At 71.7% G+C, this 11,926-nt stretch carries 11 protein-coding genes; 7 read left to right on the forward strand and 4 right to left on the reverse strand.

All coding sequences use genetic code 11. The annotated features are described in order from the left end of the window. From QH270_RS07880 to QH270_RS07890, 3 genes are all read right to left on the reverse strand, one after another. Positions 1-2,754, reverse strand: a 2,754-nt coding sequence (locus tag QH270_RS07880) for an arabinosyltransferase domain-containing protein (RefSeq protein WP_280339841.1), incomplete at its 3' end; no start/stop codon positions are given. A 39-nt stretch (positions 2,755-2,793) separates the two neighbouring features. Then, positions 2,794-3,684, reverse strand: a complete 891-nt coding sequence (locus tag QH270_RS07885; protein WP_280339842.1) for a class A beta-lactamase-related serine hydrolase — start codon at positions 3,682-3,684, stop codon at positions 2,794-2,796. Then, on the reverse strand, positions 3,681-4,556 hold the full coding sequence (locus tag QH270_RS07890) for a LysR family transcriptional regulator (RefSeq protein ID WP_280339844.1): 876 nt from the start codon (positions 4,554-4,556) through the stop codon (positions 3,681-3,683). Before QH270_RS07890 ends, QH270_RS07885 begins: the two co-directional genes overlap by 4 nt. 160 nt (positions 4,557-4,716) lie before the next feature. Between QH270_RS07890 and bla the strand changes: the two genes are divergently transcribed. Next, positions 4,717-5,625, forward strand: coding sequence for a class A beta-lactamase (gene bla, locus QH270_RS07895; protein WP_432420317.1), 909 nt, complete (start codon positions 4,717-4,719; stop codon positions 5,623-5,625). Here the strand turns inward: bla and QH270_RS07900 are convergent. Further along, positions 5,618-6,106 (reverse strand): TetR/AcrR family transcriptional regulator, encoded by a 489-nt coding sequence (locus tag QH270_RS07900; protein WP_280339847.1) that lies wholly within the window; start codon positions 6,104-6,106, stop codon positions 5,618-5,620. The two genes, bla and QH270_RS07900, sit on opposite strands and share 8 nt — an antisense overlap. Positions 6,107-6,596: 490 nt before the next feature. Between QH270_RS07900 and QH270_RS07905 the strand changes: the two genes are divergently transcribed. The 6 genes from QH270_RS07905 to QH270_RS07930 are packed head-to-tail and all read left to right on the forward strand — an operon-like array spanning position 6,597 to position 11,798. Further along, a complete protein-coding gene (locus QH270_RS07905) occupies positions 6,597-7,988 on the forward strand; it encodes a sensor histidine kinase (RefSeq protein WP_280339848.1) in 1,392 nt (463 codons plus the stop codon). Then, on the forward strand, positions 7,985-8,395 hold the full coding sequence (locus QH270_RS07910) for a roadblock/LC7 domain-containing protein (RefSeq protein WP_280339849.1): 411 nt from the start codon (positions 7,985-7,987) through the stop codon (positions 8,393-8,395). Before QH270_RS07905 ends, QH270_RS07910 begins: the two co-directional genes overlap by 4 nt. Then, positions 8,392-8,736: a DUF742 domain-containing protein gene (locus QH270_RS07915; protein WP_280339850.1), complete on the forward strand. Its 345-nt coding sequence runs from the start codon at positions 8,392-8,394 to the stop codon at positions 8,734-8,736. Before QH270_RS07910 ends, QH270_RS07915 begins: the two co-directional genes overlap by 4 nt. Continuing rightward, positions 8,717-9,328, forward strand: coding sequence for a GTP-binding protein (locus QH270_RS07920; RefSeq protein ID WP_432420316.1), 612 nt, complete (start codon positions 8,717-8,719; stop codon positions 9,326-9,328). The genes QH270_RS07915 and QH270_RS07920 overlap by 20 nt, the downstream gene beginning before the upstream one ends. Further along, entirely contained in the window at positions 9,328-10,581 is a 1,254-nt protein-coding gene (locus QH270_RS07925) for a cytochrome P450 (RefSeq protein WP_280339851.1), read from the forward strand. The genes QH270_RS07920 and QH270_RS07925 overlap by 1 nt, the downstream gene beginning before the upstream one ends. Further along, the gene (locus tag QH270_RS07930; RefSeq protein ID WP_280339852.1) at positions 10,578-11,798 is read left to right on the forward strand and encodes a cytochrome P450 family protein; all 1,221 of its coding nucleotides are present in this window, start codon (positions 10,578-10,580) and stop codon (positions 11,796-11,798) included. The genes QH270_RS07925 and QH270_RS07930 overlap by 4 nt, the downstream gene beginning before the upstream one ends. Positions 11,799-11,926 lie beyond the last annotated feature (128 nt).

The raw sequence follows: 11,926 nt of genomic DNA on the forward strand, positions 1-11,926 counted from the left end.
GGAGGCAGCCGGTGAGGCGCCGCCAGGGGCCGCGGTGCCAGGAGTGGTCGGCGAGTTGCCGCCTTGCCCATTCGGGGGTGTCCCGGATCCGCCGGGGGATGAGCCGGCCGGTGCGCTTGCGCCGCCTTGCCCGCTCGGTGGTGCTCCGCCTGGACCAGCGGGCGCGCCGCCGCCTGGACCAGCGGGCGCGCCGCCTGGAGCGGGGGTGGAACCCGATGGGGGAGCCGAGGTTTGGCCCGGGCCGGGGTCGGGGGCGAGGCTGCCGACGCCGTTCGGGGTGAAACCGGTGTTCTCCGCGGCGAGTCCGTCGGCGACCGTGCCCGTGTACGGCGTGAGCAGGGAATCCGCCGTGTTGGTTTCGACGAGCACGTCCTCGGCCATCGCGCATCGGTCACCCGTGAGGGTGCGCAGGTTCGACAGTCCGACGGAATAGGCCGGGTACTGCGAGATCGCGGCGGTGGCCAGTGATCCCACCTCGAACAGCACCATCGCGGCGGCGGCCACCGTGAGTGGCGCGATGACGGGCACCTTGGTCCGCCACGACTCGCGACGGTTGGGTTCCGGCACCTCCGTGTTCGGTGCGGTTGTTTCGGCACCATGGGCCCCGCTGGTGACAGTCGGATCGGACGCGCCGCTCACAGCCGCGCCGCGGTAGTACTGCCACAGTGCGACCAGCAGGGTGAGGCCGGTCGCGAGGAGGAACAGGGTGGAGACCTCGATGCCGCCGAGGGTGGGGGCGCGGTCGGGCCACGGGACGCCGTAACCGGAGACGTACCAGTAACCGTTGGAACCCGTCGTACTGATGGCCAACAGGAACAGGACTGCCGCGGCGAAGAGGGTGCGAACGAAATTCGCGCGGATCACGGTGCGGCTCAACGCCATGGCGGTGACGGCGGCGAGGGCCGCGGCGAGTCCGGCGTAGACGCCGAAGTGGTGGGTCCACTTGGTGGGGGTGAACATCATCAGCAGCAGGGCCATGAAGGTCACCGCCAGCACACGGGCGACGGGACCGCGCGCGGTGGCGGGAACGCGGCCGCCGTGGCGCAGTGCGGTCAGGATCCCGACCACCAGGCACAGGAGCATGGCGAGGACACCGAACCGGCGGGCCAGCGAGCCGTCGGGGTTCACCGACAGCAGCGAATCCCAGCGCGTGCGTTCCTCGAACCAGGACAGGTCGGGGCCGACGAGCTGACGGACCCGGGTGGCCTCCAGCACCGTCGAGAACGTCTGGTCGGCAAAGACCACGATCAGGACGAGGGCGCCCGCGGCGGCGATCGGCGCCAGCACCGCGCCGTACCGAAGCAACGCCGGGCCCGAACCGGTCGTGACCCGACGCGCGATGGTGCGGAGTACGGGCCGGGAACCGGCGAGCAGTGCTGCCACACAGATCAATCCGGTCGGTCCGGCGGCGAGGGAGAACGCGGCGATCAGTACGGCTGCGGCGGCGGGCAGCAGCCGCCGGGTGGCGATGGCGCGCTCCATGGAACACCAGGTGAGCAGGGCGCCGACCGCGATCAGCGGTTCCGGGCGCAAACCGTTGTTGTACGGCAGCCAGAGCGAGAGGAAGACCAGGGCAGCGGTCCACCGGGCCGCCGTGCTCGATGCGACCCGGGAACCCAAGCGCGGCAACACCTCCCGGCTGAGCACCAACCAGCACACCAGGCCGGCGAGCAGAGCCGGCAGCCGCATCCACAGGCCCGCCTCGCTGACGCGCGTCATCTGCGCGAGCACCTCATAGGGCCAGCCGAACGGCGCCTCCGCGACCTGGAACCACCGGTAGTAGTTGGCCGTGTACCCGGCCTCCCGCGAGGCCCGCGCCATGGTGAGGATGTAGCCGTCGTCGGAACTGTTCGCCCCGATCACATGCCAGACCGCGAGCGTGCTCGCGACGGCCGCGTCCGAGCCGGTGAGGCGCCACCACCGGGCGGGCAGCACTCGCCGCGCGCGTCGCCCGTCCCGGATATCGCCGCGGTGCAGGCAGGTCAGGGCGATCAGGGTGCACAGCACCGCGCCGAGTATCGCCGCGAGTTTCCACCCGCCCGGACTCGACGAGAACCGCGCGTCGATCTCGGCGTGCAGCCGCGCGTCCCCCATCCGCGCCCGATCCAACTCGGTGTAGACGCCGACGATCTGCGGCCGCACATCGCCATCGACGGTCGTCCGCATCGGCGTTCCGTCCGCCCGCGCCATCCCGGTGAGCTCGGCCGTCGTTCGACTCGCCGTCGAGGTGATATTCAGCGCCACACAGGTTGTCGATCCCTGTTCCCTTGCGCCGCCCGCGTTTCCCGCTCCGTTGGCCGCGCCACCGGGACCGTTCGTGGGTCCGCCGGGTTGGCCGGCGGACGGTGTCGCTCCCGGTCCCGCGGCGCCGGCGAGTTCGGCGACCGGCACGCTCAGCAGCAGCCGATCACGCAGGACGACGGCGAGGGTGCGGCCGGTGTCGGGGCGATCCTCGATGCGGGCGACCAGGCCCTTCGACCCGGCGCGCGGCGCCTGCGGCGGCACGGTCGACAGCACGGTGCCGCCGGTGAGGTCGCGCAGCGCGGTGCACGGCACGCTCAGGTCGAGCGAGAGCGGCACGTAGTCCACCAGCGGCGCGCTCAGTTGCAGCGACTGCGGCTGCGGCCAATCCAGGCTCACCCGTTCCTGCCGGACGGGCAGGAACGGCGCCACCACCGCCAGCACGAACCCGAGGACCCCCGCCAGAAAACCGATCACACGCACCCGGCCGAAACCGGAAGAATCTCCACCCACGAGCACCGATGCTAACCACCGCCGCCCGCTGCGGGTGGGTCAGTGCGGGCGGCGCAGCTCGGTGACGGCGATCCGAGCGGCCTCCCCGATGGCCGCGTCGACCACCGGCAGCGTCGGGTCGGCGCGGGCAGCCCGCGTGAAAACGGCGACAGCGACCGGGGTTTCGCCGGGAAACGCGACCACCGCCACCTCGTTGCGGATCACCCCGATGGTGCCGGTCTTGCCCGCGACGAGCACGCCTCGGTGCGGGAAAGCGGCGGCGATCCGGTGCGGCCAGATCTGCTTGCCCAGCACGGCGCGCGCGAATGCCGTGTGCTCCGCGGGCAGGAGGCGGCCGGTCCACAGCAGACGCAGGAAGCGGGTCATCTCCTCGGGGGTGGTGGCGCTGGCGTAGGAGGGGTCGTAGGCCGAGATCGTCCAGGCCTCGTCGTTGTCGGCGAGCGCGGCGAAGGCCTCCGCGGTGGTGTGGGTATCGGTGTCGCGGACCAGACTGCGGTGCTGATCGGCGGTGCCGCCGACCACCCTGGTCTCGGTGAGGCCGACCTCGGCGGCGAGCTCGGTCACCGCGGCCAGGCCGATCTCGCCGAGCAGGACGTCGGCGGCGGCATTGTCCGAGACCGTCATCATGGAGGTCGCCAGGTCGCGTCGGCTCAGGGTCACCGGATCATGCAGTGCCGCAAGGCCGGTCGGGCCCGGCGTGCACTCGGCCGGGTCGACGGTGATCCGGGCGTTCGGGTCGATGCGACCACCGGCGACCTCCCGGCAGAACGCCACGAACAGCAGCAGCTTGTACACCGACGCGATGACCACGCGCTCGCTCCCGCCGACGCACACCTCGTCGCCGGAGTCGTCGCAGCGGCGCGCGTGCAACCAGCCGGTGCAGCCCGCGTCGGCGAAGACCGCCCGGATCCGATCGACCGCCGTGCTCATCGCAGCCGCTCCCGGTACAGCACCCGGTCCAGCGCGCTCGCGTGCTCGGCGGCATCGGATCGGTGAATGATCCTGACCCGCAAGGCGACCGACTGCGGTGCGAGGGTCAGCCACGCGACGCCGGGCGTCGGCGTCGGCGGGGTGGTGGTCAGGCCGAAACAGGTCCCCGCGGCGACGGCGGCCAGCACGGCGCGGTCGTCCGGGGCCGGCAGTGGTGGCGCGTCGAGCCCGCGCTCCCGAAGCAGGTCGAGCACCGTGTCGAAGGCGGGCGGGTTGGCCGCGCGCGCCGGATGCGCGAAGTGCAGACCGGTCAGCATGGGGAAGGTGGGACGCTCGGTGGTGGTGGTGCGATGCGCGGCGGGCACGACCAGCCAGCGCGGCACCTTCACCACCGGCCCGGCCTCGACACCGTCGACCAGCGCCGGATGCTCGACGACCGCCACATCGCACACCCCCGCCCGCACCTGCGCCACCGCGTCGACGGTCGAGCCGAGCGTGGTGGACACCGTGGCCCCCGACGCCCGCAGCGCGGTGACACACGCGGTGACCAGCCGGTCGGGCAGGGCCGCGGTGGCCGCGAATCGCACGGTCCCGCTGCGCTGGGCGATGCGCTGGGCCTCGGCGCGCAGCCGGTCGGCGTCGTCGACGAGCAGGCGGGCGCGCGGCAGCAACTCCTTGCCCGCGGCGGTGAGCAGCGCGCCCTGGCTGGTGCGGTGGAAGAGCTCGAGCTCGAGATACTGCTCGAGCCGCCGCAGACCCTGCGACAGCGGCGGTTGCGTCATCTCCAGCGCGACGGCGGCGCGCCCGAAGTGGCCCTCGTCGGCGACCGCGACGAAGAACCGGAGATGACGCAGCAGATCCATGCCGGTCATTGAACCAGCGCTCGCGCGGTGAGATCCCCGGTCTGCGTGGACCGGGCGATCGAAGGGTGGTTCCCGAGCCCTCGACCTGCGCCGATATCGATGCCGACTCGGACTCGCCGGGGCCGCGTATTGGCCCGGCCGCCGTCGTCGGTGATGTCCTGCAGCGGTGATTTCCTCCGTGATCCCCCTGCGCAGGCGCCTGGCCGCCGCGGCCCTGGCGTTGTCCGCCGTCGCCCTCACCGCCTGTTCGAGCGAGACGCCGACGACCCTCCCCGAGACGTCGACGACCGCGCCCGCCGCGCCCGCGTTCGCCGACCTGGAGACGAGATACGGTGCGCGCCTCGGCCTGATGGTCATCGATACCGGCAGCGGCCGCACCGTCGGCTACCGCGAGGGCGAACTGTTCCCGATGGCCTCGACGTTCAAGGGCTTGGCCTGCGGCGCCCTGCTCCAGGCGCACCCGCTGGACACCGGCTACTTCGATCAGGTCATCCACTACACCGCCGCCGACCTCGTCGCGAACTCCCCGGAGACGGAGAAGCACGTCGGCACCGGGATGACCGTCACCGCGCTCTGCGACGCCGCGATCACGCAGTCCGACAACACCGCGGGCAACATGCTGCTCCGATTGCTCGGAGGCCCAGCGGGTTTCACCGAGTTCCTGCGGCGGTTGGGCGACCCCGTCTCCCGGCTGGATCGCTGGGAGACCGAACTCAACACCGCCATCCCCGGCGACGTGCGCGACACCACCACCGCCGCGGCGCTGGCCGCCGACTACCGCGCGCTGGTCCTCGGTGATGCCCTGCGCGAACCCGAGCGTGCCCAGCTGGCCACCTGGCTGAAGGACAGCCGGACCGGCGCCAAGCGCATCAAGGCCGGGTTGCCCGCGGACTGGACCGTCGGCGACAAGACCGGCACCCCGGCCTACGGCTCCGCCCTCGACGTCGCCATCGCCTGGCCGCCGAACCGCGCCCCGCTGGTACTGGCGGTCCTCACCACCAAGCCGGACCAGAACGCCGACCCCTCGAACGAACTCGTCGCCGAGGCGACGAAAGCGGCCATGGCCGAACTCAACTGAGCTGCCAGCCGGCCGCCACCGACCGCGCGCACCGAGCCGGCTCGTCGCCCGCCGCCACGAACAGGGCGGTGAGCAACGGGATTCCGTGATCGAGCGCGGCCGGTGGCAGTGGCCCGGTCGCGACGAGGGCGGCCAACCCGTGCCCGATGGTCCAGCTCTGTGTGGCCAGCTCGAGCGGATCGACGTCCTCGCGGAACCGTCCCGCCACCCGGGCCGCGTCGGCGGCGCGCACCAGTCGTTCCAAGATCGCGTCGGCGGTGTCGGGCACCTCGGCCAGCCGCGCGGCCAGCCGGGTGAACCCCTCCTGCCGGACAGCTCGCCACAGGCCGTCCATCCCGTCGAAGTAGGTGTAGACCGCCATCGTCGACACCTCGGTGCCGCGGACGAGCCCCCGCAGCGTCACCGGCTCCCGCTCGCGGAGCATCAGCGCCGCCCGCTCGATGAGCATCGACCGCACCGCGGGGTTCTTCGTCCTCGCCATGGCGCACGGCGCCGGCGGCCGGCGGTGCCTCCTTCGACGACGTCGCGAAGCTGACCATCTACGTCGTCGACTGGACTCCCGACAAGTACCCGCTCCTCGGCGAGGGGGTCGCCAGGGCCGCGGCGAAGCTCGGCGTCGACCCGGTCGAACCGATCACCCTGCTCGGCGTCGCGGCGCTGGGCGAACCGGATCTCCTGGTCGAAGTCGAGGCGACCGCGGTCCTGGCCTGAGTGATGGGCCCGCGCCGAAGGACGTGATCGGCTGCACTCCGACGACTCCGGTCCGGGGCGGCCCTCGGCAGTGTGCGGTGGATATCACCCCAGGTCGGCGCACTTCGCGGATGCCGATTCGGTAACGAATCGCATACGAACAGATGATGAACCCTCGCCGCTCGAGTGGCAGGCGTGGCGAGGGCTCGTTATGCTCCCATCGATATCGAAACGGGCTGCCGTGCTGCGTGTTTGGTTTGACGATTGGTGGTTGGGGGCCTGTGAGTACTGCGGAAGTCGAGCCGATGGCGCAGGCGGCGACCGGCGAGGACGCCACGGGCGCGACCGCGAGCTTCGTGGTACTGGGGGCCGGCGTAGCCGTGGCGGCCGTCGCGGGCGTCACCGCGTTCTTCACTCCGCCCGCCGTCGGCATCCCGGTGCTCGCCGCCGCGCTCACGCTGGCCCTGGTCGGCTGTCCCGCGATCTTCGTCGCGCTGCGGCAGCGGGCCGAGGCCACAGCCGCGCGGGAAACCGCCCGGCGCGCTGAGGAACAGCGGGCCGCGACCATCGCCGAGGCGAGTCAGCGGATCGCGCAGGCCGAGGAGCACGCCACCCACTACGCGTGGGAGGCCCAGGAGAACGGCCGCCGCGGCGCCGCCGCGCTGGCCGCCTTCGCCGGTGCGGCGGGCCGCATCCAGGCCATGACCACCAGCATGCTGGCCGAACTGCGCGAGATGGAACACCGGCACGCCGACCCGCGCGTGCTCACCGACCTGCTCCACATCGACCACCGCACCGCCCAGACCGGCCGGCTCGCCGACAGCATCGCGGTGCTCAGCGGGGCGCGGACCGGCCGCCGCTGGGCGAAACCCATCGCGATGGAATCGATTCTGCGTGGCGCGATGGGCCGCGTCGCCGGCTATCAGCGGGTGCGACTGCGCGCCGTGGCCGAGGTCGGCATCGCGGGTCACGCCGCCGAAGGCGTCATGCACGCGCTGGCCGAACTCCTCGACAACGCCTGCAACTTCTCCCCGCCCACCACCGAGGTGCACGTGTACGCCGCGGAAGTGCCTGCGGGCGTGGTGATCACGATCGAGGACAGCGGCCTGGTGATGAGCGAATCGGCGCTGCGTCGCGCCGAGGCCGCCGTGAGCGGGCGCGACCACAAGGGCAAGGGCGCCGACCTGACCTCGCTCTCGGGCACCCGCCTCGGCCTCGCGGTCGTCGGGCACCTGGCCCGCAAACACGAACTCACCGTTTCCTATCGGCCCTCGGCGATCGGCGGCACCGCCGTCGTCGTGGTGATCCCGCGCGAGCTCACCGCCCGCGCCGAACGCCGCAGCCGCGGCACCGCCCAGGTGCAGGCACCGGCACCGCGCCCCACCGAGCCCCAGCTCACCACGCTGGAGCAGTTCGACTCCCTGAGCCAGTTCGACGCACCGACCCCGCGCGCGCAACACGCCAGGACCTCCGACATGCCCACGGTGTCCACCTCGCCCGCGCTGCCCAAACGACGCAGGGGCGACACCCTGGCCCAAGTCCATCCCGACGGCCTGGTCGGCACGCCGGTCGCCGACACCGCACCGGCCAAACCGGCCGCCCTCGGTGCGTTCCAGCGGTCGGCACCGGGCCGCGCGGCCGCCCCCGCTCCCGACCACATGGAGGACCGATGACCACCACCGCCTCGACGAACCTCGGCTGGCTGCTCGAGAAGCTGCTCGCCCGCACCCCGCGCACCCGGCACGCCCTGCTGCTGTCGGGCGACGGCCTGAAGATCTGCCACACACCGGAACTCGATGTCGATCGCGCCGATCAGCTCGCCGCGATCGCCGCCGGATTCCAGAGCCTGTCGCACGGGGCCTCCGTCGAGTTCGGTGACGGGCGTGGCGGTGTGCGCCAGTCGATGACCGAGTTCTACGGCGGCATCCTGTTCGTGGTCGAGGCCGGGCGCGGCGCGCACTTGGCGGTGGTCGCGGCCGAGGACGCCGACGCCGGCCTGGTCGGGCACACGATGCACGAACTGGTCGAACAGCTCGGCGAGCATATGTCCGCCCAGCCAAGGCGCGGAGCGCCGAATTGAACAGGCCCGGCCGCGACGACGATCCCGACCGGTTCTACACGCTGACCGGCGGGCGGGTCCCGGCCACCGAGGACTTCGACCTGGTCACCCTGATCGTCACCGAGTCGGGGCCGTCGGCGGGGATGTCGTCGGAGCAGGTCGCGATCCTGGAGATGTGCCGGGCGCCGACGGCGGTCGTCGAGGTGGCGGCCGAGCTGCGGCTGCCGGTCGGCGTCGCCACCGTGCTGCTGGCCGACCTGCTGCACGCGGGCAAGATCACGATCCGTCCGCCGCTGTCCGCGGCGATGACGCTGGATGCCTCCACCCTCGAGAAGGTGCTCGTTGGACTTCGCAAGCTCTGAGACCGCCCCCGAGCGGTCGCTGGCCCCGCTGCACAGCACGGCCATGCACGGGTTGAAGATCGTGGTCATCGGCGGTTTCGGGGTCGGCAAGACGACGCTGGTGCGCTCGGTGAGCGAGATCAGGCCCCTGGACACCGAGGCCACCATGACCGATGTCTCCGAAGGTGTCGACGACGCCACCTCGGTGCCCGGAAAGTCCACCACCACCGTGGCTTTCGACTTCGGCCGGATCACCCTCGACGACGAGCACGTGCTGTATCTGTTCGGCGCGCCCGGGCAGCAACGTTTCTGGTTCCTGTGGGATCGCCTGTTCATCGGCGCGCTCGGCGCCATCGTGCTGGTGGACCAGCGCCGGATCAGCGACTCCTGGTACGCGATCGACCGGCTCGAACACCAGGGCACGCCGTTCGTGGTGGCCTGCAACGACTTCGGTGACTCGCACGCGCCCGAGGTGGTGCGCGACGCGCTCGACCTCGACCCCGCGGTGCCGCTGCTGATGTGTGACGCGCGCTCGCGCGAATCCAGCAAGCAGGTGCTGATCGCGCTGGTCGAACACCTGTATTCCGCTGTTCCGCAAGGGGAAACCGTCTGATGAGCACACCCACCGGCGCCTGCCCGATCACCGGCGCGGTGCCGCTGAGCGGTCCCGAGTTCCACATCGAGCCGCACGAGGTCTACCGCAGGATGCGTCGCGACCACGGGCCGGTGGTCGCGGTGGAGCTACCCGGCGGTTTTCCGGCCTGGTTGATCATCGGCTATCGCGAACTGCACCAGGTGACCAGCGATCCGTTGCTGTTCCCGCGCGATGTGTCGCTGTGGAACCAGTGGGGCCGGGTACCCGAGGACTGGCCGCTGCTGCCGATGGTCGGCCGCCCCATGCCCTCGATCTACTTCACCGCGGGCGCCGAGCACCGCAGGCATCTGGCCATGGTGGAGCCCGCGCTCGACGCCGTCGATCACTACGAATTGCGCCGGGCCTGTGAGGAACTCGCCGACGGGCTGATCGACCGGTTCTGTGGGCGCGGCTCCGCCGACCTGGTCGCCGAGTTCGCCGAGCCGCTGCCGGTGCTGGCGCTGGGCCGCATCCTCGGCCTGCCCGACAGCGACGCCGCCGACCTCGCGCTGACGATGAAGCAGCTCGCCGACGGCGGCGCCGACGCCCAGGCGGGCCACGTGCGCTTCGCCGAACACATGGCGCGCCTGGTGGCCACCAAGAAGGCAAGGCCCGCAGGCGATCTGGTCTCGCTCATGCTGGCCGACCCTGAGCCGTTCACCGACGAGGAATACATGAACGACCTGATGGCGATCACCGCCGCGGGTCACCTCACCACCGCCGACTGGCTCGGCAGTTCCATGCGGCTGATGCTCGTCGACGACCGTTTCGCGGCCGCGCTCGGCGGCGGCAGGCGCAGCGTCGGGCAGGCCATGAGCGAGGTCCTCTGGGAAGAGGGCCCGACCTCCATCCTGGCGGGCCGGTGGGCCGCGCGCGACACCCGTCTGGCCGACCAGACCATCCGGGCGGGCGACATGCTGCTGCTCGGGTTGGCCGCCGCCAATCTCGACCCGCACATCCGCCAGTCGTTCACCGACGGTGACACGGTGCCGACCGGCAACAACGCCCATTTCGCGTTCAGCTACGGCGAATACCGCTGCCCGTTCCCGGCGCAGCAGATCGCCGAGATCATCGCCAGGACCGGGATCGAGGTGCTGCTCGACCGGCTCCCCGATGTCGACCTGGCCGTCCCCGCCGACCAACTCACCCGGCGACCTTCGGCTTTCCTTCGGGGCATGACCGCACTGCCCGTTCGTTTCACACCAGTTAGACCCGTCGGAGGTTCTTCGTGAGTACGCAATGCCCCTTCTCCATCGACCCGATGGTCGGTGACCTCGACGGAGAGACCGCCCGACTCCGCGCCAACGGCCCGATCACCCAGATCGACCTGCTCGGCGTCACCGCCTGGACCGTCACCGACCACGCCGTGGCCCGCCAGCTGACCACCGACACCCGCCTGGTCAAGGACATCCACGCCTGGAAGCTGTGGACCGACGGGGTGGTCACCGACCAGTGGCCGCTCATCGGCATGGTCGATGTCGACCGTTCCATGTTCAACGTCGACGGCGTCGAGCACCGCAGGCTGCGGCTCAAGACCGCGCAGGCCCTCGCACCGCGCCGGCTCGAGGAACTGCGCCCGGTGATCGAGCAGCTCACCCTCGAACTCCTCGACGACCTCGCGGCCGCGGGCGCCGACGGCACCCCGGTCGACCTCAAGGAGGTCTTCGCCTACCCGCTGCCGATGCGCGTGGTCGGCGACCTGATGGGAGTCGCGCGCGAGGACCACGCCCAGCTGCTCGACTGGTACAAGAAGTTCTTCTCCGTGATGACCCCGCAGGACGAGCGCCTGCGCGTGATCGGTGAGCTCGACGTGTACTTCACCGAGCAGGTGCGCCAGAAGATCGCGAACCCGGGCGACGACCTCACCTCCGCGTTCGTCGTCGCCGACGAGGGCGGCGATCCGCTCACCGAGGAGGAGGCGATCGGCAATATCAAGGCCCTCGTCGCCGCCGGGCACGAGACCACCGTCAGCCTCATCGTCAACACCGTGCGCGCCCTGCTCAACGAACCGGAGCAACTGGCGAAAGTGCTTGCCGGGGATGTGGACTGGAAGCAGGTGATCGAGGAGTCGCTGCGCTGGGACGGCCCGGTCTCGCACCTGCTGATGCGCTTCGCCACCGAGGACATCACCGTCGGCGACACCGTGATCGCCAAGGGCGACGGCGTGGTGATGTCCTACCGAGCCATCGGCCGCGACACCGCCGTGCACGGCGACACCGCCGACGACTTCGACGTGACCCGCGCGACCGCCAACCGGCACCTGGCCTTCGGCTACGGCCCGCACATCTGCCCCGGCGCCGCCCTGTCCCGGCTCGAGGCCGCGATCGCGCTGCCCGCGCTGTTCGCCCGCTTCCCGAAGCTGCGCCTGGCCGTGCCCGACAGCGAGCTCGGCAACCTGCCGGTGCTGACGCAGAACGATCTGGCCGCGCTGCCGATCATCCTGAACTGACCGGCGTCGGGGGGGGGGGGGGGGGGGGGGGGGGGGGGGGGGGGGGGGCGGCGCCCCCCCCGCCCCGCCCGCCGCCCGGGGCGGGGGGGGGGGGGGAGGTGGGGGGGGGGGAGGCGGGGGAGGGGGCG

It is taken from the genome of Nocardia neocaledoniensis (assembly GCF_029868625.1).
Lineage (GTDB): Bacteria > Actinomycetota > Actinomycetes > Mycobacteriales > Mycobacteriaceae > Nocardia > Nocardia neocaledoniensis_A.

Excerpts from the sequence above, each read along its gene's own strand:
- QH270_RS07885 (WP_280339842.1), bottom strand. The coding sequence starts at position 3,684 with ATGAGCACGGCGGTCGATCGGATCCGGGCGGTCTTCGCCGACGCGGGC.
- QH270_RS07910 (WP_280339849.1), top strand. The coding sequence starts at position 7,985 with ATGACCACCACCGCCTCGACGAACCTCGGCTGGCTGCTCGAGAAGCTG.
- QH270_RS07890 (WP_280339844.1), bottom strand. The coding sequence starts at position 4,556 with ATGACCGGCATGGATCTGCTGCGTCATCTCCGGTTCTTCGTCGCGGTC.
- QH270_RS07925 (WP_280339851.1), top strand. The coding sequence starts at position 9,328 with ATGAGCACACCCACCGGCGCCTGCCCGATCACCGGCGCGGTGCCGCTG.
- QH270_RS07900 (WP_280339847.1), bottom strand. The coding sequence starts at position 6,106 with ATGGCGAGGACGAAGAACCCCGCGGTGCGGTCGATGCTCATCGAGCGG.